Genomic DNA, 21,498 nt, shown 5'->3' with positions numbered 1-21,498 from the left:
TAAAAAATTAAATGGCTAAAACTTTTTCGCCACGGGCGATACCAGATACCCCTGAACGAACGACTTCTAGAATGGTGTTTTCTGAAAGCGCATCAATAAAACCATCTAATTTTTCAGTTGTCCCTGCTATTTGAATGGTATAGGTTGTTGATGTCACGTCTACAATTTGCGCACGGAAAATATCCGCTGTACGCTTAATTTCAGCACGTGAAGCACCTAACGCTTTTACTTTAATCAACATCAGTTCACGCTCAATGTGTGAACCTTCTGATAAATCTACTACTTTTACAACTTCAACAAGTTTGTTGAGTTGCTTCGTAATCTGTTCAATTTTATGGTCATCACCATAAGTGGTTAACGTTAAACGTGATAACGTAGGATCTTCGGTTGGGGCAACATTCAACGTCTCAATGTTGTAGTTACGTTGACTGAATAAACCCACCAAACGAGAAAGCGCACCAGCTTCGTTTTCAACGAGTACAGAAATAATATGTCTCATTATGTACGCTCCCCTTTACCTAACCACATATCCTTCATGGACTGACCTGCGATCAACATTGGATATACATGTTCTGTGCGATCAACCATAACGTTGATGAATACACATTTATCATTAATCGCCATTGCTTCAGCAAGCTTTGACTCTAATTCATCAGCATGATCAATTTGAATACCAACATGGCCATAAGCTTCCATCAACTTGCCAAAATCAGGCAATGATTCAACATATGAGCTTGAATGACGGCCTTCGTAGTTCATATCTTGCCACTGTTTAACCATACCTAAAGCACGGTTATTCAAGCATAAGATCTTCACATTCATGCCGTATTGCTTACAAGTTGAAAGCTCTTGAATACACATTTGAATTGAAGCTTCACCCGTAATACAAACAACTTGTTGATCTGGGAAAGCAAGCTTCGCAGCCATGGCATAAGGTAAACCAACTCCCATGGTGCCAAGACCACCAGAGTTGATCCATTGACGTGGACGTTTGTACTTGTAGTACAACGCACCAAACATTTGATGCTGACCAACGTCTGAAGTAATGATGGCATCACCATTCGTTACTTTATATAAAGCTTCAACAACTTGCTGAGGCTTCATTGTGCCATCAGTCGGTGTTTCAAACTTCAAGCCATGAACTTTACGCCATTCATTAATTTGATCCCACCATGCAGCAATCGCTTCAGGGTTTGGCTTAGACACATTCAATTGTTTCAACTGGGTCAACATTTCCTGAAGTACAGGCTCAACTGCCCCTACAATTGGAATGTGCGCCATAATTGTTTTTGAAATGCTTGCCGGGTCAATATCAATATGAATAACTTTGGCATTTAAACAGAATTTTGCAGGATTATTAGTTACTCGGTCATCAAAACGAGCACCTACCGCAAGAATGACATCAGCATTATGCATTGTCATATTTGCTTCATAAGTACCATGCATACCTAACATACCCACGAACTGTGGATCGTCGCCCGGGAAGCCACCAAGGCCCATAAGCGTGTTAGTTACTGGATAACCTAATAAATGAGCGAGTTCAGTTAATAATGCTGATGCATTACCTTGAACAACACCACCACCTGTATAAATGATAGGACGCTTTGCACTTAAAAGTTCATCAATCGCTTTACGAATTTGACCAGAGTGACCACGTGAAGGTGGTTGATAAGAACGCATCTTCACTTTTTCAGGATATTCGTATGCAAACTTTTCTGCTGGATTCGTCGCATCTTTAGGAATATCGACTACAACTGGGCCAGGGCGACCACTTGATGCGATATAAAATGCTTTTTTGATAATTGCAGGAATTTCACTTGCGTGACGAACTTGGAAACTGTGTTTCACGATAGGACGTGAAATACCCACCATATCAGTTTCTTGGAAAGCGTCTTCACCAATAAGATGTGATGCAACTTGGCCAGACAAAATCACCATTGGGATTGAGTCCATATAAGCTGTTGCAATAGGAGTTACTGTATTGGTTGCGCCAGGTCCTGAAGTGACCAGTACTACGCCAGTCTTACCTGTGGCACGTGAGTAAGCATCTGCCATATGACCAGCAGCTTGTTCATGACGTACGAGGTAATGATTGATTTTGTCTTGTTGAAATAGCGCATCATAAATATGTAATACAGCGCCGCCTGGATAACCAAAAACATGTTCAACGCCTTCGTCCGCAAGAGCACGAACGAGCATTTCACCACCAGATAAAAGTTCCAACGTGATTCACCCTAAATTCTTTATCACTATTTATGGAAGGCACAAATAGTGTTTCATTCATTGAATTGTCTGCACTGTTATAGCACACATATTGTCTAGTTTTCGTTGCAATAGAAAAATTTCTGTTTTTCAGCCGTATAAGCTTTTTTAACATTAATAAAGCATGTCTGGATATACATACTTTAGTAAAATCAATCTCTCGGCTAGAGAGAATGTCTATTACAAAACATGACGGTTATTCGAAGGGTGATCAAATAATCGCATATAAAACTAAAGAAAGCATTTTTGTTGTTTAATTCACTAAAGTCAAGATTAAAGGAAAGGTTTTTCCATAAAAAAAACTAGCTGACGTTTTTTTAATCTAATATCGAATCGTAAATTTGATCACCCTGCTCCATTATTTATATAAAAAACACTCTTTTTGATATAAAACCACTCATTCTAAATTGCTTATTTATGAACTTTATTTAAATATAGTCAGTATTTTTTGGGGAACATCCAATATGAACTTATCTTATTTAAAAACAAGCTTATATACAGCATTCGCAACAGCGATTTTAGTTTACTCAAGTCAGAGTCAGGCAGAGCAATATTACAAATGGGTAGATAAAAGTGGCTCGACACACTACACCACGACACCACCGCCTAAAGGCGCGAAACATTTGAACACAGTTTCGACTTATGGCACCCAGCTACCTGTAAAGAATTCGACACCAACCCCAGAACAACAAACTCAAGATAAAACAGATAAAGCCGTACCAGCAGCTAACGCTGTACAGGAAAAAAATACAACCGTAGCAGCAGCTCCATCTGCGGCACCGGCTCCATCTGCTACAGCACCACGTTAAGTAAAAGAAGAGTGGTGAATACTTTCACCACTCTTCCATGATTTAAAATAAAGAAGAATGAGTTGGGAAATTTTTATAGCTCATATTAAAAGATAAAATCGTGATCTAAAAACTGACATTTCCCTGTATTTTGCGCTATGCTGTGCAGCAATCTTTCATTTCAATTTTCGTTGTATAGCTTACGTCTATGACTATTTCTCACATTGACCCAGAATATCAAGCAAACACGATTGAACCATCAGTCCAACAAGATTGGGAAAATCGTAAAGTCTTTAAAGTTGCCGACACTGTCGAAGGTAAACATCGTTACATCCTGTCAATGTTCCCTTACCCAAGTGGCAAACTGCACATGGGTCATGTGCGTAACTATACAATTGGCGACGTAATTAGCCGTTTTTACCGTCTAAAAGGCGAAACCGTGCTACAACCAATGGGTTGGGACGCGTTTGGTTTACCTGCAGAAAACGCTGCAATTGCCCATAAAGTTGCTCCGGCAAAATGGACATTTGAAAACATCGCTTATATGCGTGACCAATTAAAAAAATTAGGTCTATCTGTAGATTGGGACCGTGAATTTGCAACTTGTACACCAGAGTACTATCACTGGGAACAATGGTTGTTCGTTCAACTTTATAAAAAAGGCTTAATCTACCGTAAGCTTTCAACAGTAAACTGGGACCCGGTTGACCAAACAGTTTTAGCTAACGAACAAGTTGAAAATGGTCGTGGCTGGCGTTCTGGTGCATTGGTTGAAAAACGCGATATTCCAATGTACTACTTCCGTATTACGGACTATGCACAAGAATTACTAGACGACCTAGACACTTTAAAAGACGGCTGGCCTCAACAAGTGTTGACCATGCAACGTAACTGGATTGGTCGCTCTACTGGCATGGAAATTACTTTCCCATCTGCCAATACAGAAATTTATGCTGACGGCTTAACTGTTTATACAACACGTGCTGACACGCTGATGGGCGTGACATATGTTGCTGTTGCAGCAGAACACCCTCTTGCGCTTAAAGCTGCTGAAAACAACCCTGAATTGGCTGCATTTATTGAAGAATGCCGTATGGGTTCAGTTGCAGAAGCTGACTTGGCAACAGCCGAGAAAAAAGGCATGGCAACAGGCTTGTTTGTAAAACACCCTGTAACTGGTGAACAGCTTCCTGTCTGGATCGCAAACTACGTATTAATGTCTTATGGTTCTGGCGCAGTGATGGCTGTACCAGCACATGACGAACGTGATTTTGAATTTGCTAACAAGTTCAGCTTACCAATTAAGCAAGTGATTGATGCCAAAGGCGCTGACGATGCAGACTACTCTGCAACTGAGTGGCAAGAATGGTACGGTTCTAAAGAAGGTAAACTTGTTAACTCTGGTGAGTTTGACGGTTTAGAATTCCAAGCTGCGTTTGACGCATTCCTTGCGAAATTAGAACCACAAGGTTTAGCAAACTCTAAAGTTCAATTCCGTTTACGTGACTGGGGTGTTTCTCGTCAACGTTACTGGGGTTGTCCAATTCCAATGATTAACTGTGATACTTGTGGTCAAGTCACAGTTCCAGAAGACCAACTTCCGGTTGTATTACCAACTGACGTTGTTCCAGATGGTTCAGGTAACCCGCTTAATAAAATGCCTGAGTTCTATGAAACGAAATGTCCTTGCTGTGGTGGCGATGCACGTCGTGAAACAGATACATTGGATACATTCGTAGAGTCATCTTGGTACTACGCACGCTATGCGTCTCCAGACTTCACTGGCGGTATGGTGAAACCTGAAGCTGCTCAAAACTGGCTTCCTGTAAACCAGTATATTGGTGGTGTGGAACACGCGATTCTTCACTTACTTTATGCACGTTTCTTCCACAAATTAATGCGTGATGAAGGCGTTGTACAAGGTAATGAACCATTTACTAACTTGTTAACTCAAGGCATGGTGCTTGCAGATACATTCTATCGTGAAGCAGAAAATGGTAAGAAAACTTGGTTCAACCCTGCTGACATCGAATTAGAACGTGATGAAAAAGGTCGTATTCTTTCTGCAAAATATTCAGGTGACGGTCAAGAAGTGATTATCGGCGGACAAGAGAAAATGTCTAAGTCGAAAAATAACGGTATTGACCCACAAGCAATTATTGATCAATACGGTGCAGATACCGCACGTGTATTTATGATGTTTGCTGCTCCACCAGATCAATCTTTAGAATGGTCTGATGCAGGTGTTGAAGGTGCTAACCGTTTCTTGAAACGTGTATGGCGTCTTGTAGCAAGCTTCCTTGAAAAAGGAAACGCTGCAACTGCAATCGATACAGCAAACTTGTCTAAAGATGCTCAAGATTTACGTCGTAAGACTCACGAAACGATTCAAAAAGTAAGTGATGATATTGAACGTCGTCATGCATTCAACACTGCAATTGCTGCTTTGATGGAATTGTTAAACGCAAGCAACAAGTTTGAAGCAAAAGATGACAATGATGTTGCTGTAGAACGTGAAGCAATCACAACATTGTTAACGTTACTTGCTCCATTTGCACCGCATTTAAGTCAAACTTTATTGACTCAGTTTGGTACGGACTTAACAGCAGCAATCTTCCCTGAGGTTGATGCTTCTGCATTAACACGTAATACCCAAACGATTGTTGTACAAGTAAATGGTAAACTTCGCGGTAAACTTGAAGTTTCTGTCGATATTTCTAAAGATGACTTATTAGCTCAGGCTAAAGCATTACCAGAAGTTCAACAGTTCTTAACAGGACCAACCAAAAAAGAAATTGTGGTTCCAAACAAATTGGTTAACCTCGTGGTTTAATTACAGGTATTAATGAGAGGATCAAGCATGCACTTAGCCAAACGTTTAGCCGCTGTTGTTTTAACCTTAGGCCTTAGTGCAGGCTTAGTCGGGTGTGGTTTCCATTTAAAAGGAACTAACCCGACTGCGACTCCACTTGTTTATAAAAAGTTAAGCCTTGAGTTACCGGCAAAAACCGATGACCTAGAAACACAATTAAAAGTGTATTTAGCTGCAAATGGCGTTCAGTTCAGTAATGATAACGATGCGTATGTTCTTCATGTTTTAGAGTACACACCGCGTCGTCAACTTCTAAATGGTAAGCTTACAGAAGTGTTGTTACGCTTGACTGTGACTTTCCAAATTGAAGACCGTCAAGGTAATAAAATTACCGAGCCACGTACTTTAACTGCATCTCGTAGTTATCAATACGACTTGGCAACGGTTAACACTGAGAACCAGCAAGAAGGTTACTTACAACGTATTGTGATTGATGACATTGCACAGCAAATTACTCGTCAAATTTCAGCAAACCGCTTACCAAAAGCTCAACCATAAGATTTAATTGTTCTTAAGTAATGAAACTTGACTATTTACAAGCTCTTAAACGCATTCCGGAAGCTCGGGGTGCGTGGATTCTGCATGGACAGGAACCATTACTTGAACAAAACTTATTAGATACTTTCCGCAAAAGCTGGCAGCAGCAAGACATTGAAAGACAGCGCTATGACATTAGTAGTGTGAGTGACTGGAAAAATGTTTTTAATGCACTGAACAGCTTGTCTTTATTTTCGCAGCAACTTGCGATTGAAGTTCATGGCAATATCAAGCCCGATGCAAATGGTCTAAAACAGCTTAAAAGCTATATTCAGCACAATGAAACTAACCTGCTGTTAATTGTTTTACCTAAACAAGACAGTAGCAGTTTAAAGTCTGCTTTTTTCCAAGTCGTTGAAGCAAACGGCGTTGTGGTTGCACTAACTGCCAACTACCCGCAAGACCGTCAACGAATTTTAACTGCCGAAGCAGACAAGCTCGAAATTCAACTCGACAATGATGCTTGGCAGTGGCTCATGCAGCATCATGAGCACAACTTACTCGCTGCTAAAAATAGCTTAATGCGCGTACGAGATACTTTCCCAGACCAAAAGCTGATTCAAATTGAACAGTTATATGCATGTCTACAAGATCAATCTCGTTACACCACTTACGATTTAAGTGATGCTTTATTAGAAGGTAATCTTGCCCAGTCGATTAAGATTTTCCAGTATTTAATTGGTTCTGGTGAACCTGAAAGCCTGATCTTATGGACATTAAGTAAAGAAATGCGTTTACTCATGCAGTTGTTTGAACAACCGCATAATGCATTGCAACTAGGAATCTGGAAAACAAAAGTTAGCTTATATCAACAAGCTTTGAGAAGACTCAATCCACAACAGTTTTTAGGCTGGTCTACTCTACTCTTGCAAATCGATGCTGCGATCAAAGGCATGTCGAATGAAAATGCCGAACATTTAATGCAACAGGCCATTGCCGAGTTGTGTGGGAAAACATTATTTATACAATAGCGCTTAGAAATTGGGCGGCTGCTTTTGTTGAAATATCATAAAAATTCACGTTTTATCCTCATTTGACTTTTATACTAAGTGAAATTTTAGACTTTTCGACCTCTTGCCATGCCAAAAATAAAGCCAATTAAACTCGTTATTATTGTCGTCTGTATAGCCGTTATTGCTGCGCTAGCTTGGAAATTTTTAAAGCCTAAACAGCAGCAGCCTCAATATATTACAGCAGAGGTAACTCGCGGAGACATTGAAAATAATGTACTTGCCACAGGTACACTTGATGCAACCAAACTGATTAGTGTGGGTGCTCAGGTGTCTGGTCAGGTAAAAAAAATGTATGTGCAACTTGGTGATCATGTAAAACAAGGCCAACTGATTGCACAAATTGACTCAACTACCCAAGAAAACAGTTTAAAAACATCTGATGCCAACATTAAAAACTTGGAAGCACAGCGCCTTCAACAAGTAGCATCTTTAAATGAAAAACAACTTGAGTATCGTCGTCAGCAACAAATGTATGCTCAAGATGCGACACCTCGTGCCGACTTAGAGTCAGCTGAAGCTGCTTATAAAACAGCTCAGGCACAAGTTAAAGCATTAGATGCACAAATTGAGTCTGCGAAAGTCACTCGTTCAACAGCACAAACAAATATTGGCTATACACGTATTGTTGCGCCAACTGATGGTACGGTTGTTGCGATTGTGACTGAAGAAGGTCAAACCGTAAACGCAAACCAAAGTGCTCCAACGATCGTTAAAATTGCAAAACTACAAAATATGACGATTAAAGCACAGGTGAGTGAAGCTGATATTATGCGAGTAGAAAAAGGCCAACAAGTCTACTTCACTACTCTAGGCGATGAAACTAAACGCTATGCGACATTGCGTCAGATTGAACCAGCTCCAGATTCAATTTCTAGTGAAACAACAAGTACGACAAGCTCAACTACAAGTTCAGCCGTTTATTACAACGCTTTATTTGATGTTCCAAATACAGATGGCAAATTACGTATTGATATGACTGCTCAAGTTTATATCGTACTAGATTCAGCAAAGAATGCTTTACTGGTTCCATCTTCTGCTTTAAGTAGTAAACAATTTTCTGGTCAAAGAAAACCTGGTCAAACAGCTGACAAAGCAAGCTCTACACCAAGAGCAGAGCGAAAACATGAAGGTAATGGTGCTCGTTTAGAACGCTTAAATTTAACTGCTGAACAAAAACAACTGGTTGAACAAGGTAAGGCAACGCTTAGTGTAGTGCGTATTTTACAAGCAGATGGAACAACTAAACCAACGCAAATTTTGGTGGGTATTAACAACCGTGTAAACGCACAAGTACTTGCCGGATTAAAACAAGGTGACCAAGTTGTGATTGCTGATAGTTCAGAAAACTCTGCAGCTTCTGCAAATAGTGGTAATAACCGTCGCCGTAGCGGTCCAATGGGAATGTAAGCATGACAAAACAAGCTTTGCTTGAAGTCAGCAATCTGGTCCGGGAATTCCCTGCTGGCGAAAGCACGATTCAAATTTTAAAAGGCATTGACCTGACCATTTATGAAGGCGAACTGGTTGCCATTGTCGGTCAGTCCGGCTCTGGTAAATCAACACTCATGAATATTTTAGGCTGTCTGGACCGCCCAACGAGTGGTAGTTATAAGGTTAATGGCCAAGAAACAGGTAAGCTAGAACCCGACCAGTTAGCACAGTTACGCCGTGAATATTTTGGTTTTATTTTCCAGCGCTATCATTTGCTCGGTGACTTATCTGCTGAAGGTAACGTTGAAGTCCCAGCTGTTTATGCAGGTGTTACACCTTATGATCGTAAACAGCGTGCAACAGCGCTACTCACTGAATTAGGCTTAGGGACTAAAACACAAAACCGACCAAGCCAGCTTTCGGGTGGTCAACAGCAACGTGTTTCAATTGCACGTGCCCTCATGAATGGTGGTGATGTAATCTTGGCCGATGAGCCAACGGGTGCGCTCGATTCACATAGCGGTGTTGAGGTCATGCGAATTTTACGTGAACTTAATGCCGCTGGTCATACCATTATTTTGGTCACACACGATATGCAAGTTGCAAAAAATGCAACGCGTATTATTGAAATTAGTGACGGGGAAATTATTAGTGACCGTCCTAATGCTCCAGACCAATCTACAGAAGAAGTTAAATCTGACCCAGATGCAGCCCCTGCTCTACAAAACAAGCAGAAAAAAGGTAAAAGTATTTCGGCTTGGCGCTCAACTTTAGACCGCTTATCTGAAGCTTTCCAAATGGCTTTACTGTCCATGAATGCCCACCGTATGCGTACCTTCCTCACCATGTTAGGTATTATTATCGGGATTGCTTCCGTGGTAACGGTTGTCGCACTGGGTAATGGCTCGCAAAAGCAGATTTTAGAAAATATTAGCGGTCTCGGTACCAATACCATTACAGTTTTTCAGGGTAAAGGTTTTGGTGACAACTCCAAAACAGCCAGTTTTAAAACTCTGGTTCCTGCCGATGCGGATGCATTAATGACCCAGCCTTATGTAAGTGCGGTCAGTCCAATGGTCAGTACATCAAAAACAATGCGTTATCAGCAAAATGAAGCAAACGCGACTATTAACGGTGTGAGCAACGATTATTTTGATGTAAAGGGTTTGGTTTTTAAAGATGGACAAACCTTTGATCAGCGTAGTGTACGTGACCGTTCACAAGATGTTGTGATTGATACCAATACACAAAAGCAGTTCTTTAGTGATGGTACCAACCCAATTGGGCAAGTGGTATTACTCGGTAGTGTACCTGCTCGTATTATCGGTATTGTAGAGCCTCAAACTAGCGGTATGGGTTCAGATGACACACTCAATGTATATATGCCCTATACCACAGTCATGAGCCGCATGTTGGGACAAGCCAATGTCCGTAATATTGTGGTTCGTATTAATGATCAATACTCAACTAGTGCAGCCGAAAATGCGATTGTTAACTTACTCACACAAAGACATGGTGCTCAAGATATTTTCACAATGAATAGTGACAGTATCCGTCAAACCATTGAGAAAACAACCAGTACTATGACGCTTCTAGTTTCAGCAATTGCTGTCATTTCTCTTGTAGTTGGTGGTATCGGTGTAATGAATATTATGTTGGTTTCGGTGACTGAACGTACACAAGAGATTGGGGTACGTATGGCTGTCGGCGCTCGACAAAGTGATATTTTGCAGCAGTTCCTAATCGAAGCAATTTTAGTGTGTTTAATTGGTGGTGTACTTGGCGTATTGCTTTCGCTGGGTCTAGGACAGCTCATTAACAAAGTAGCGGCAGGTAATTTCGCAGTGGCATATTCTACGACTTCGATTGTAGCTGCATTTGTTTGCTCAACATTAATTGGTGTCGTATTCGGTTTCTTGCCTGCCAAAAATGCCGCAAAACTCGATCCTGTTGCAGCACTATCACGAGAATAAGGAAAATTGCATGTCTTTTTCAATGACTAAACTTAGCGCAGCACTTCTCCTCACCAGTTCTCTTGTGGGATGTGCAGCAATGGTTAAAACACCTTACCAAGCGCCGTCTGTACAGGTTCCGGATAGCTTCCAATACGATGCAACTAAAACAAAAACAGCATCAGTCGAGCAATATTCTGACCGTTGGTGGACGCTTTTTAACGATGCTCAGCTCAACCAGCTTGTAAGTAACGTGTTACAACGCAATAGCGATTTGGCTGTTGCAGGAATCACCTTAAAGCAAGCTCGTTTAAAAGCTGATTTAACTGCAAATCAACAAGGCTTACGTACCAGTTCAAGTGTTTCTACAGGTCATACTTTTGATTTAAATTCAGGTGATGATAGCTCTAAAGGCTTATCAATGAGTGCGGGTGTAAGCTATGAGCTTGATTTGTTTGGCAAGCTTGCTCGTCAAACCGAAGCGAGTAAATGGGAAGCCTTAGCAACTGAACAAGATTTGCAGTCTACAGGGCAAAGTCTGATTGCTACTACAGCGAAACTCTACTGGCAACTCGGCTATTTAAATGAACGTTATGCAACTGCGCAGCAAAGCTTAGCCACTTCACAAAAGCTTTATCAGTTGGTTCAAACCCAATATAAAGCTGGCGCAGTTTCAGGCTTAGACCTCACGCAAGCCGAACAGTCTGTTCAAAGCCAGAAAGCAAGTTTAAGTCAAATTGAACAACAGCTTGTTGAAACCCGCACAGCCATTGCAGTGTTATTGCATGAACCTGTACAACAGCTCAACATTCAAGAACCACAACGTTTACCACGTACTGCTCTCCCTGCTATTGGTGCGGGTTTGCCAGCGGATATTTTGTCACGTCGTCCAGACTTGCAAGCAGCCGAGCTTCGCTTACGAGAAACTCTGGCAACCAAAGATGCAACAAAAGCAAGCTACTATCCATCAATTAGCTTAACCAGTAGTTTAGGTTCAAGTAGCACGTCGTTAACGGAGTTGTTACGCAACCCTGCCCTTACACTTGGGGCGAGTTTAAGCTTACCGTTTTTGCAATATAACGATATGAAAAAAAATATTGCGATTAGCGACCTAGACTATGAAAAAGCGATTATTCAATATCGCCAAACGCTTTATCAAGCTTTTGCTGATGTAGAAAATGCATTATCAAGTCGTACTGAACTCGACAAACAAGTAGAGTTTCAAGCACGTAATGTTGAACTTGCAGAAAAAACCGAACGTTTAACTGAAGTGCGTTATCGTTATGGTGCTGTTGCATTAAAAACACTTCTCGATGCTCAGCAAACTACACGTACTGCGCGCTTGAGTCTTGTTGAAACCAAGCAAAGCCAATACAACGCTTATGTTACCCTTATGCAGGCATTAGGTGGTTCGCCTGTAAAAGAGTTGCCTCAATAACTTGCGCCCACTAAAAAAGCCGTAGTCCTTCAACTACGGCTTTTTTTATGTCTGAATAAATTTTAAAACTTATTCATCATCCATCATAGATTGGCTCATACCTACAGTATTGAAACCACCATCTACATATAGAATTTCACCAGTAATACCTGAAGCCCAAGGTGAGCATAGGAATAACGCGGCATTACCTACTTCTTCAATTGTTACGTTACGCTTTAATGGTGCAACTTTTTCGTTAGCATCTAACATTTTACGGAAAGATTTAATACCAGAAGCAGCTAAAGTACGGATTGGACCTGCAGAAATCGCGTTTACACGGATACCATCAACACCTAAGCTTGATGCCAAGTAACGAACACCAGCTTCTAAAGATGCTTTCGCCATACCCATTACATTGTAGTTAGGCATAACGCGCTCAGAACCTTGGTAAGTCAAAGTTAATAAACAACCTTGGCGAGCTTGTAATAAAGGTTTTGCAGCACGTGCCATTGCAACAAAGCTGTATGCGCTAATGTCATGAGCAATTTTAAAACCGTCACGGTCAGTCACGTCAGTGAAGTCACCGTCAAGTGTGTGTGCAGGAGCAAAGCCGATTGAGTGCACAACACCGTCTAGGCCATCCCAATGTTTTGCAAGTTCCGCAAATGCATTATCAATTTCAGCATCAACTGCAACATCACATGGAAACACAAGCTTAGAACCGAATTGCTCAGCAAACTCATCTACACGTTTTTTTAATTTTTCGTTCGGATAAGTAAATGCAAGCTCAGCACCTTCACGGTGTAATGCTTGGGCAATACCAAAAGCAATTGATAATTTACTAGCAACGCCTGCAATCAAAAAGCGCTTACCTGCTAAAAGTCCTTGTGTCATGCCGATCTCACTCAAAACAATTTTCAGCATAATGCCAATATTCATCAGTTTTCGAAATTGCATAATGCATCTTTTTTCAAAAATCGCACGAAAAAAAATCGCCCCTATAGCGGAGCGACTTTTTATGATCTAAATTTTAGTCATCAGACAATAAGCCAAGTAGACGTAAGAACGAGATATACATCCAGACTAAAGTTGCAAGCAACGCAATACCACACAACCATTCCATGAATTTTGGAGCACGATATGCTGCGTTAGTTTCAATTAAATCAAAATCTAAAATTAGGTTAAGTGAAGCAATAACTGCAACGAATGCAGCAAAACCAATTCCTAACCAGTTACTTTCAAAAATATAAGGAACGCTTGAGCCAAACGCTAAGCGCATCACCATCTGCACGATAAATACAATAAAGATCGCTAAAGATGCAGAGATCACAACTGATTTGAACTTTTCAGTAGCGCGTATAATTTGAAACTTATATAAGCCAAACATCACTAAAGTGGTTACGAAGGTTGCCAATAAAGCTTGAAGAGGAACGCCAGGATATTTCAACTGGAAAGTAAACGAAATACCACCTAGAAACGCCCCTTCAAATAAGGCATACGGAATTGCCAATGTTGGCGCAGTTGTTGGTTTAAACGTTGTAATTAAAGCTAAAACCAAACCACCAATTGCACCCACAATTGAAGCTGCATAAGCAATACCAACATTTGCAGTAAAGGCTGCATAGAAAAATAAAGCGACACCCACTGCGGCAGCAATGATGGTCAACATCACAGATTTTTGAATCGCACCTTGCACGGTCATCGGTTGACTATAGTCACTGACCGTTTCAACGCGAGTCAGTATCGGGTTATTACTTTGCATAAATGCTCTCTTTTTATAATAAAAATTTAAAACATCATTTTAAGCAAAATGAATATGAAAGCCAAATCAGGCGATCGGCATTATTGTAACAATCCCCTTTAAACAATAAAAAGGAGGCAATAGCCTCCCTTTCATATCACTCAGGCAAAGTCATTAATCTTTACCGTCAGTGTTCATGATAAAAAAATATTCACGGTAGTATTTCAACTCGGAAATCGAGTCACGAATATCATCCATTGCCAAATGCGATGCATTCTTTTTCAAACCGCTCATGATTTCAGGGCGCCAGCGTTTTGAAAGTTCTTTTACCGTAGATACATCAAGATTACGGTAGTGGAAATACTGCTCAAGTTCAGGCATAAGACGGTGTAAGAAACGGCGATCCTGACAGATCGAGTTACCACACATGGGTGAAACTTTTGGATTCACCCATTTTTTTAGGAATTCTAAAGTTTGTAACTCAGCATCACGAGCTGTTAATTTGCTGCGACGAACTCGTTCAATCAGACCAGATTGCCCATGCTGGCGAGTATTCCACTCATCCATTGCATTTAAAATACGGTCAGGCTGGTGAACGGCTAAAACCGGACCTTCGGCAAGTACATTTAAATGATCATCTGTAATAATTGTTGCGATTTCAATAATTTGGTCATTATCGGTATCTAATCCGGTCATTTCCAGATCAATCCAAATTAATCGTGTATTTAAAGTACTGCTCATGTATGTACGTTCTAAAATGCCGTAAAAACATCAATAGTAGCAAATTTCTTGCTTCTGCGCTGTAATTCCATACCAGCTTCGTGCTATTTTTGCGGTCTTCAAACAATGGTTTTTTTGGGATATGAATGGCTCTAATTCGTAAGCGTCGTTTAACTGAGCAACAGCAACGTCGTATTGAAAAACAGCATAAAACTCGCCAAGAAGAAGTGGATACTTCACAAGATCTAGATGGACTGGTTGTACAGCACTATGGCCGTCAACTTGAAGTACAGGCACTTTCTGTACCCGAGCATCACCCAGAAAAACCTCAAGTTGCCGAAGGCGAACCAGAACCATTTTGGAAACCGATTGAGCTCAAAAGCGTATGGCGTTGTCACACCCGTACAAATCTTGAATTACTGGTCACGGGTGACCGAGTGAAGTGGCAAGCAGACCCTAACACAGGCTTAGGGATTATTACTGCAATTCACCCACGTACTTCACTGCTTACTCGTCCAGACCGTTATCACAAAGTAAAACCTGTAGCAGCCAATATTAGTTTAATCGTTATTGTTTTTGCTCCGCTTCCAGAACCAGCACCTACTTTGATTGACCGCTACTTAGTCGCCTGTGCAGATGCAAATATTCCTGCTCTTTTAGTACTGAATAAATCAGATTTACTGACTGAAAATGACTCAATTCTCGACATGCTTAAAGAGTATGAAGATTTAGGTTATGAGAGCTTGATTTGTCATTCTAAAGGCGATATTTCAGCATTGTCTCAACGACTTGATGGTGAAACCGTTGCTTTTGTCGGTCAGTCAGGGGTGGGTAAAAGCTCACTTATTAATGTGCTTATTCCAGATGCCGAGCAGAAAACCAATATCATTTCTGAAAACTCTGCACTTGGCCAACACACAACAACCTCTACGCGCTTAATCAACTTTGGTAAAAATGGTGCCTTAATTGATTCGCCGGGAATTCGTGAGTTTGGACTTTGGCATCTCGATTTAGAAAAAATTCGTATGGGCTTCCCTGAAATTGAAGCGCATTTAGGTTCATGTCAGTTCCGTAATTGTACGCATACTCATGAAAAGAACTGTGGTTTAAAACAGGCTGTTGAAGCAGGTGAAATTTTGCCACGACGTTTAGATAGCTTCTTACGTTTAATCGATGAGATTCAAGAAGCGCAGCAAAAAAACTAATTTTCTACCCCTTTTGCCCTTGAAGTGGTGATTTTGATCACCATCTATATACGCTATACTCTAGGTCAATTTTGTTTTTAATTTTTTTAGGTGACTTGTGGAACGCTGGTTAGAGTTTATGGGGAATCACCCCATTTTGTTTGGTACACTCGGAGTCTTGATCGTATTGTTCTTCATTTTTGAAGGTCAACGTAACGGTCGTAAAATTTCTCCACAGTCGCTTGGTATTTTAGTGAAAGCGAAAAATGCTCTTTTGATTGACTTACGCGACAGCAAAGACTTCCGCGAAGGTCACATTAGTGGTAGCCGCAATATTCCTTATAGCCAAATTGCAAGTCATGCTGATGAATTAAAAGCAAGTGACCGTCCATTGGTATTTATCTGTAACCTAGGGCAAGTTGCTGGTAGCGCTTTACAGAAAGTTGCTCACCATGACAGCTATCGCCTTGATGGTGGTATCAGTAACTGGAAAGCTCAAGGCTTACCTCTCGTTAAAAGCAAACCAAAAGCTTAAGGAGAATTGTTATGGCAGCAAATGTCATTGTTTACTCAACTTCTGTATGCCCGTATTGCGTTCGCGCGAAACAATTACTTGAGCGTAAAGGTGTTGCTTACAAAGAAGTAAATCTTTCTGTTGAAGCTCCAGAAGTACGTGTTGAATTAATGCAACGCACTAATCATCGTACTGTTCCGCAAATTTTTATTAATGATCAGTTTATCGGTGGTTTTGACCAACTTTATGCTTTAGAGCGTGAAGGTAAACTCGACGAATTATTGGCTTAACCTCGCATCCATATTAAGGAAAAAACAATGAGCGAAGAACAACAAGTTCAACCACAATTAGCTTTAGAACGTATTTATACAAAAGATATTTCTTTTGAGGTTCCAGGGGCACAAGTTTTTACTAAACAATGGCAACCTGAACTTAACATCAATCTTTCTTCTGCTGCAGAAAAGATTGACCCAACTCACTTTGAAGTATCTTTAAAAGTTGTGGTTGAAGCCAATAATGACAATGAAACAGCGTTCATCGTAGATGTAACTCAATCTGGTATTTTCTTAATCGATAACATCGAAGAAGATCGCTTACCTTACATTTTGGGTGCATACTGCCCGAACATTTTGTTCCCGTTCTTACGTGAAGCTGTAAATGACTTAGTCACTAAGGGTAGCTTCCCTCAATTACTTCTTACTCCTATCAATTTTGATGCAGAGTTCGAAGCAAATATGGAACGTGCTCAAGCTGCTGCCGTTGAAGGTCAAGCTTAATTTATAGCTTGCTCTAAACAAAAAAACCGCGTAATTCGCGGTTTTTTTATATCTACTGTTTCGTTTATTAGCCATCAAGCGAATGAAGCTGAATAGAAGGAAACTGAAACCCACGGCAAGACTGCTCGGAACGCCATGCGACCGTTAAAATCATGTTACCTAAGATAAAGTTTTGATAAGCAAACGTTCCAATAAGTTCATGCGAACATAATCCACCATGATTGGTAGGATGCACTTGAGTATTTAAAGTATTTAAATCCAAACGTATACCAAGACCTGAAGCTTTTAAAACAGCTTCTTTAGTGGTCCAAACTTTAAACCAAAACTCTCTATCTTGTTCTAGAGTTTGCCATGTTGCATATTCATCAGGATGAAAGGCATGTTGAGCCAGACTATCTAAACGGACTTTACGATCCAGTTCTTCAACATCTATACCAATATCTTTAACACGTTCACTTAGCGCCAAAGCATAATATTGCTGACTATGCGAATGGTTAAAATGCAAAGTATGGTCCAATAAATAAGGTTTGCCATATTCATGTTTTGCAAATTGCAAATCTGTTGGGTTTACACTTAACTTTTGAGCTAATAACTTATTTTTAATGTGCTGTATTTGCTGCTTTTTATAATCATTAAATGTACGAAAGTCGGGAAAGTCTTTTTGTTGTTGTTTTAAAAATGTATCTAGCTTCCCTGTATAGACTTCAATATTTCTCTCAATCATTTTTAAATCCATTCTATCTGGGAGTAAAGCTAATATAAAAGTAACAATAACTTATTAAACCATATAATAAAAAGCCCAAAGAATACTTTGGGCTTTTTTACATTCATACAAATTAACGGTTAAATTTCTTTTCCGCTTTCTTGAATTTCTGAATATAACGACGGCGGCGCGCAGCTGTACGTTCATCAACTTGACTCTTACGACCTTCAAACGGGTTTTCAGAAGTTTTAAAGTCAATACGAACTGGCGTACCTTCAAGTTTATATACTTTACGGAACACGTTCTCTAAGTAACGGCGGTAGTCCGCAGGTGTTTTATCAACCTTGTTACCATGAATCACAATAGTCGGTGGGTTTTGTCCGCCCATGTGCGCATAACGCATTTTAATACGTTTTCCACTAATCATTGGTGGTTGGTGAGCTTCTGTTGCATCACTCAAAATTTGAGTTAATTTCGCTGGTGATACTTTTAAGTTCGCAGACTCATAGGCACGATGGATAGAAGGATATAAATCACCTACCCCTGTTCCATGCAGTGCAGAAATTAAATGAATTTTTGCCCAAGGAATAAAGTCAAAACGACGCTCAACATCAAGCTTACATTGTTTACGGTCGTACTCGCTCATGTTATCCCATTTGTTAATGGCGATTACCATGGCACGACCAGCTTCAAGCGCATAGCCAATTAAATGTAAGTCTTGCTCAACAATACCTTCACGTGCATCGACCACAACAACCACAACGTGTGCATCTTTCATAGCCTGTAAAGTTTTAACAATTGAGAACTTCTCAATCATTTCATCAACTTTACCTTTACGACGCACACCCGCTGTATCAATTAAGGTGTATTTACGGCCTTCACGCTCAAACGGAATATAAATAGAATCACGAGTTGTACCCGGTTGGTCAAATGCAACTACACGGTCTTCACCAAGTAAGCGGTTTACCAACGTTGATTTACCCACGTTTGGACGACCAATAATGGCTAAACGTAAGCCAGTATCTTTGTCATGTTCATCTGGGTTTTCATCTTCTGGAACTTCCGCAAGTACATCTTCCAGCATTTGCTGAACGCCACGACCATGACTTGCTGCAACTTGTAATGGTTCGCCCATACCAAGTTTATAAAACTCAACTAAAGCAGCTTCAGCATGTACGCCATCTACCTTGTTCGCAACAAGATAAATTTTCTTACCTAAAGTACGAAGTTCACGAGCAATTTGCTCATCAGAAGCTAACAAACCAGCACGCGCATCAACTACAAAAATAATAATATCTGCTTCGTTGATGGCTGTTTTTGACTGCTCGGCCATGTAGTTATCGATACCGCCTTCACTTTCACCGATACCGCCAGTATCAACAACAATGAAAGACTTATTTTGATAAGTCGCATCACCATATTTACGGTCACGAGTCAGACCCGCGAAGTCGGCTACAAGTGCATCACGACTCTTGGTAATCTGGTTAAATAACGTTGATTTTCCGACATTCGGACGACCAATGAGCGCAATAACGGGTTTCATACAATAACCTTAATCAAGACCAGCCATATCTCATGGCATGAGCATTAGAAACAATACAGGAGATATATTTTAAGGTCAGATATGACCATAATAAAAGACGGGGCTTTGAACTGATTTAATTCAAACACCCCGATATTTTTTAACAGCGTAATTTGTTAAGCGGCTATTTTAGCACAAGCGAACAAAATTAACGATTCTGCCAAATACTTAAATCGCCTTTTTGGGTCGAAACGTAGAGTTGATTCTCAATAACACGTAATGTATTGACCTCACCACTTGTTTTTGAACGTCCTACCAATTTACCTGTTGCCGGGTCGATCAAGTGTAAAACACCATCCAAATCACCGACTATTAAATTTTGGCCTAATACAACAGGATTACTTAAATGACGATTCAATAAGCTGTCATTTTGCCAAAGCTGCTCGCCTGTCGTTAAATCATAAGCAGTCAGCTTACCATCAGTTGACGAAACAAATACTTTATTGTCATAAACTTCTGGACGTTTGGTACTGCTTGAATCTTCACTCCAGACCACACGTTGAGAAGCCAAATCAGTCACTGTGACTTGCCCTTGGAAGCTTGTTGTCACCATAAGCTGGCCTGCAACAACCGGATCACCATCAATATCGATCAGGCGTTGAATATCAGAACGACCTTCACTTACCGCAACACGACGTTGGAAACGTGGAATACCGCTAATGATATCAATTGCATAAACATAAGCATTTGCTGAAGCAATTAAAACAGTGCGTGAATCAAGGCTCACTGGCGATGGCTGACCGCGCAGACTAAACTGAACGTTTGGCAATTTGTATGCCCAGACTTGTTGTCCTGATGATGCATCATGTGCAAAAACAGTACCGTCATTTGCAATCGTAATCACACGTCCAGACTGAACTAAAGAAGGACTTAATAATGCACCAGATAATTGTGCAGTCCATTTTTGTTCACCTGTTGCTTGATCTAAAGCAAATAGCTGACCTTTGCTGTTACCCACAACAACAATACCTTCAGCCGCTTCAACACCAGAGCTTAAGCCCAATTTACTTACTTTTTTCTCCCAAAGACGTTGTTTGCCACGATATGCTGCAACTTCACCTTTAGGATCAAGTGTAAAGACAACGCCTTCATTAGCGTCAAGTTGTAAACGTAATGGATCTGCCTTATTCGTAGAAGAAACACTGCGTGAAAACACCGGTACTAGAGCCTTTGTCGACTCAGTCAATTTCGGTAGTGGATTTGGTTTTGCTTCTTTTACTTTGTTGCTAGAACATCCCACCAATACAGCTGATGCGATTGCAATTGCCAAAGGCAGTTTGAATTTCTGATTCATTAAGACTCTTCCACCTGTGTTTCCAAAATTGGGCGCTCAATCTGTGGATCTTCAACTAAAACGCCAACACTTTCGAGTTTAATTTGTAAAATTTGTCGCTCTTGTTTACGTTCCAGTAACGAATCCCATGCAGCTTGATACGCTTTTTTAGCAGAATCAATATCTTTCTTCGCAACAAAGATATCACCACGTAACTCTTCTACTGTTGCTTTAAATGCCGGATCGACATTACCAGACAAAGTTTTTAGAGCTTCATCATATTTGTTTTGCGCCAATTGTGCATCTGCTAAACGCAATTTTACAACCTGAATCAGTCCTTCATCTTTTACTTTTGAGTTTTCAACTTTTTTCAAAGCTTTTTCAGCAGCCGCATAATCTTGTTTTTCATATGCAAGCTTTGCCAATACAAATTGAGTTTGTATTGCCTGAACTGAATCAATATCGTCTTTTACAAGTTTATCTGCCGAAGCTGTTATTGAAGCTAAAGCATTTGGATTATCGGCTGTTGCATTTGCCTCATCCATTAACTGCTGTACTTTTGCAGTTTCAGTCTGACTCGTTGCAAGATTTCTTTTTTGCCAATATTCCCACCCAAAAAAGGCAATCAATGCAATGAGAATCCCGCTAATCATGGCAGAACCATATTTTTTGGCGAACGACTTTAAGCTGTCGAATTGTTCTTCATCACTTAAGCTCATGTGATTGTCCTTTT

At 40.4% G+C, this 21,498-nt stretch carries 20 protein-coding genes; 11 read left to right on the top strand and 9 right to left on the bottom strand.

Translation table 11 applies throughout. The annotated features are described in order from the left end of the window. Positions 1-7: 7 nt before the first annotated feature. Both ilvN and ABFY81_RS13745 read right to left on the bottom strand, forming a co-directional pair. On the bottom strand, positions 8-499 hold the full coding sequence (ilvN, locus tag ABFY81_RS13750; RefSeq protein WP_004698718.1) for an acetolactate synthase small subunit: 492 nt from the start codon (positions 497-499) through the stop codon (positions 8-10). After that, on the bottom strand, positions 499-2,223 hold the full coding sequence (locus ABFY81_RS13745) for an acetolactate synthase 3 large subunit (RefSeq protein ID WP_004698721.1): 1,725 nt from the start codon (positions 2,221-2,223) through the stop codon (positions 499-501). The genes ilvN and ABFY81_RS13745 overlap by 1 nt, the downstream gene beginning before the upstream one ends. A gap of 503 nt (positions 2,224-2,726) precedes the next feature. Between ABFY81_RS13745 and ABFY81_RS13740 the strand changes: the two genes are divergently transcribed. From ABFY81_RS13740 to ABFY81_RS13710, 7 genes are all read left to right on the top strand, one after another. Further along, a complete protein-coding gene (locus tag ABFY81_RS13740; RefSeq protein ID WP_347913979.1) occupies positions 2,727-3,071 on the top strand; it encodes a DUF4124 domain-containing protein in 345 nt (114 codons plus the stop codon). A gap of 187 nt (positions 3,072-3,258) precedes the next feature. Beyond that, entirely contained in the window at positions 3,259-5,883 is a 2,625-nt protein-coding gene (gene leuS / locus ABFY81_RS13735) for a leucine--tRNA ligase (RefSeq protein ID WP_212511933.1), read from the top strand. Positions 5,884-5,910: 27 nt separating this feature from the next. Continuing rightward, positions 5,911-6,420 carry an LPS assembly lipoprotein LptE gene (gene lptE / locus ABFY81_RS13730; protein ID WP_004698727.1) on the top strand — a complete coding sequence of 170 codons (510 nt, stop codon included), beginning with the start codon at positions 5,911-5,913 and terminating at the stop codon, positions 6,418-6,420. A gap of 20 nt (positions 6,421-6,440) precedes the next feature. Then, the gene (gene holA / locus ABFY81_RS13725; RefSeq protein WP_004698728.1) at positions 6,441-7,430 is read left to right on the top strand and encodes a DNA polymerase III subunit delta; all 990 of its coding nucleotides are present in this window, start codon (positions 6,441-6,443) and stop codon (positions 7,428-7,430) included. Positions 7,431-7,538: 108 nt separating this feature from the next. Continuing rightward, entirely contained in the window at positions 7,539-8,879 is a 1,341-nt protein-coding gene (locus tag ABFY81_RS13720) for a MacA family efflux pump subunit (RefSeq protein ID WP_347913978.1), read from the top strand. A 2-nt stretch (positions 8,880-8,881) separates the two neighbouring features. Then, the gene (locus tag ABFY81_RS13715; RefSeq protein WP_347913977.1) at positions 8,882-10,876 is read left to right on the top strand and encodes a MacB family efflux pump subunit; all 1,995 of its coding nucleotides are present in this window, start codon (positions 8,882-8,884) and stop codon (positions 10,874-10,876) included. Positions 10,877-10,898: 22 nt separating this feature from the next. Next, positions 10,899-12,293, top strand: a complete 1,395-nt coding sequence (locus ABFY81_RS13710; RefSeq protein WP_347914014.1) for an efflux transporter outer membrane subunit — start codon at positions 10,899-10,901, stop codon at positions 12,291-12,293. A gap of 69 nt (positions 12,294-12,362) precedes the next feature. Here ABFY81_RS13710 and ABFY81_RS13705 read toward each other — a convergent pair whose 3' ends face one another. From ABFY81_RS13705 to orn, 3 genes are all read right to left on the bottom strand, one after another. Next, on the bottom strand, positions 12,363-13,166 hold the full coding sequence (locus tag ABFY81_RS13705; protein WP_004698737.1) for an enoyl-ACP reductase: 804 nt from the start codon (positions 13,164-13,166) through the stop codon (positions 12,363-12,365). Positions 13,167-13,302: 136 nt separating this feature from the next. Beyond that, positions 13,303-14,034, bottom strand: coding sequence for a Bax inhibitor-1/YccA family protein (locus ABFY81_RS13700; protein ID WP_004698738.1), 732 nt, complete (start codon positions 14,032-14,034; stop codon positions 13,303-13,305). A 153-nt stretch (positions 14,035-14,187) separates the two neighbouring features. After that, positions 14,188-14,754, bottom strand: a complete 567-nt coding sequence (gene orn, locus ABFY81_RS13695) for an oligoribonuclease (protein ID WP_005302306.1) — start codon at positions 14,752-14,754, stop codon at positions 14,188-14,190. A gap of 125 nt (positions 14,755-14,879) precedes the next feature. Between orn and rsgA the strand changes: the two genes are divergently transcribed. From rsgA to secB, 4 genes are all read left to right on the top strand, one after another. Then, on the top strand, positions 14,880-15,938 hold the full coding sequence (gene rsgA / locus ABFY81_RS13690) for a ribosome small subunit-dependent GTPase A (RefSeq protein ID WP_347913976.1): 1,059 nt from the start codon (positions 14,880-14,882) through the stop codon (positions 15,936-15,938). A 97-nt stretch (positions 15,939-16,035) separates the two neighbouring features. After that, positions 16,036-16,452, top strand: coding sequence for a rhodanese-like domain-containing protein (locus tag ABFY81_RS13685; RefSeq protein ID WP_000443006.1), 417 nt, complete (start codon positions 16,036-16,038; stop codon positions 16,450-16,452). 11 nt (positions 16,453-16,463) lie between these two features. Further along, positions 16,464-16,721 carry a glutaredoxin 3 gene (gene grxC, locus ABFY81_RS13680; RefSeq protein WP_002114715.1) on the top strand — a complete coding sequence of 86 codons (258 nt, stop codon included), beginning with the start codon at positions 16,464-16,466 and terminating at the stop codon, positions 16,719-16,721. Positions 16,722-16,748: 27 nt separating this feature from the next. Then, the gene (secB, locus tag ABFY81_RS13675; protein ID WP_004698753.1) at positions 16,749-17,207 is read left to right on the top strand and encodes a protein-export chaperone SecB; all 459 of its coding nucleotides are present in this window, start codon (positions 16,749-16,751) and stop codon (positions 17,205-17,207) included. A 67-nt stretch (positions 17,208-17,274) separates the two neighbouring features. On the opposite strand, the gene ABFY81_RS13670 is transcribed toward secB, so the two are convergent. The 4 genes from ABFY81_RS13670 to ABFY81_RS13655 form a co-directional block, all read right to left on the bottom strand. After that, on the bottom strand, positions 17,275-17,931 hold the full coding sequence (locus tag ABFY81_RS13670; protein ID WP_347913975.1) for a 4'-phosphopantetheinyl transferase superfamily protein: 657 nt from the start codon (positions 17,929-17,931) through the stop codon (positions 17,275-17,277). A gap of 112 nt (positions 17,932-18,043) precedes the next feature. After that, entirely contained in the window at positions 18,044-19,453 is a 1,410-nt protein-coding gene (gene der / locus ABFY81_RS13665; protein WP_019458083.1) for a ribosome biogenesis GTPase Der, read from the bottom strand. 187 nt (positions 19,454-19,640) lie between these two features. Next, positions 19,641-20,786, bottom strand: a complete 1,146-nt coding sequence (gene bamB / locus ABFY81_RS13660; RefSeq protein WP_019458082.1) for an outer membrane protein assembly factor BamB — start codon at positions 20,784-20,786, stop codon at positions 19,641-19,643. After that, the gene (locus ABFY81_RS13655; protein WP_002053293.1) at positions 20,786-21,484 is read right to left on the bottom strand and encodes a tetratricopeptide repeat protein; all 699 of its coding nucleotides are present in this window, start codon (positions 21,482-21,484) and stop codon (positions 20,786-20,788) included. The genes bamB and ABFY81_RS13655 overlap by 1 nt, the downstream gene beginning before the upstream one ends. Positions 21,485-21,498: the final 14 nt, after the last annotated feature.

This window comes from Acinetobacter sp. WA-87 (assembly GCF_039938935.1).
Lineage (GTDB): Bacteria > Pseudomonadota > Gammaproteobacteria > Pseudomonadales > Moraxellaceae > Acinetobacter > Acinetobacter seifertii.
Note: the sequence above shows the minus strand (reverse complement) of the source record. Positions and strands in the feature narration are given on the sequence as shown.

Excerpts from the sequence above, each read along its gene's own strand:
- ilvN (WP_004698718.1), bottom strand. The coding sequence starts at position 499 with ATGAGACATATTATTTCTGTACTCGTTGAAAACGAAGCTGGTGCGCTT.
- ABFY81_RS13740 (WP_347913979.1), top strand. The coding sequence starts at position 2,727 with ATGAACTTATCTTATTTAAAAACAAGCTTATATACAGCATTCGCAACA.
- leuS (WP_212511933.1), top strand. The coding sequence starts at position 3,259 with ATGACTATTTCTCACATTGACCCAGAATATCAAGCAAACACGATTGAA.
- lptE (WP_004698727.1), top strand. The coding sequence starts at position 5,911 with ATGCACTTAGCCAAACGTTTAGCCGCTGTTGTTTTAACCTTAGGCCTT.
- holA (WP_004698728.1), top strand. The coding sequence starts at position 6,441 with ATGAAACTTGACTATTTACAAGCTCTTAAACGCATTCCGGAAGCTCGG.
- ABFY81_RS13720 (WP_347913978.1), top strand. The coding sequence starts at position 7,539 with ATGCCAAAAATAAAGCCAATTAAACTCGTTATTATTGTCGTCTGTATA.
- ABFY81_RS13715 (WP_347913977.1), top strand. The coding sequence starts at position 8,882 with ATGACAAAACAAGCTTTGCTTGAAGTCAGCAATCTGGTCCGGGAATTC.
- ABFY81_RS13710 (WP_347914014.1), top strand. The coding sequence starts at position 10,899 with ATGACTAAACTTAGCGCAGCACTTCTCCTCACCAGTTCTCTTGTGGGA.
- ABFY81_RS13705 (WP_004698737.1), bottom strand. The coding sequence starts at position 13,166 with ATGACACAAGGACTTTTAGCAGGTAAGCGCTTTTTGATTGCAGGCGTT.
- ABFY81_RS13700 (WP_004698738.1), bottom strand. The coding sequence starts at position 14,034 with ATGCAAAGTAATAACCCGATACTGACTCGCGTTGAAACGGTCAGTGAC.
- orn (WP_005302306.1), bottom strand. The coding sequence starts at position 14,754 with ATGAGCAGTACTTTAAATACACGATTAATTTGGATTGATCTGGAAATG.
- rsgA (WP_347913976.1), top strand. The coding sequence starts at position 14,880 with ATGGCTCTAATTCGTAAGCGTCGTTTAACTGAGCAACAGCAACGTCGT.
- grxC (WP_002114715.1), top strand. The coding sequence starts at position 16,464 with ATGGCAGCAAATGTCATTGTTTACTCAACTTCTGTATGCCCGTATTGC.
- secB (WP_004698753.1), top strand. The coding sequence starts at position 16,749 with ATGAGCGAAGAACAACAAGTTCAACCACAATTAGCTTTAGAACGTATT.
- ABFY81_RS13670 (WP_347913975.1), bottom strand. The coding sequence starts at position 17,931 with ATGATTGAGAGAAATATTGAAGTCTATACAGGGAAGCTAGATACATTT.
- der (WP_019458083.1), bottom strand. The coding sequence starts at position 19,453 with ATGAAACCCGTTATTGCGCTCATTGGTCGTCCGAATGTCGGAAAATCA.
- bamB (WP_019458082.1), bottom strand. The coding sequence starts at position 20,786 with ATGAATCAGAAATTCAAACTGCCTTTGGCAATTGCAATCGCATCAGCT.
- ABFY81_RS13655 (WP_002053293.1), bottom strand. The coding sequence starts at position 21,484 with ATGAGCTTAAGTGATGAAGAACAATTCGACAGCTTAAAGTCGTTCGCC.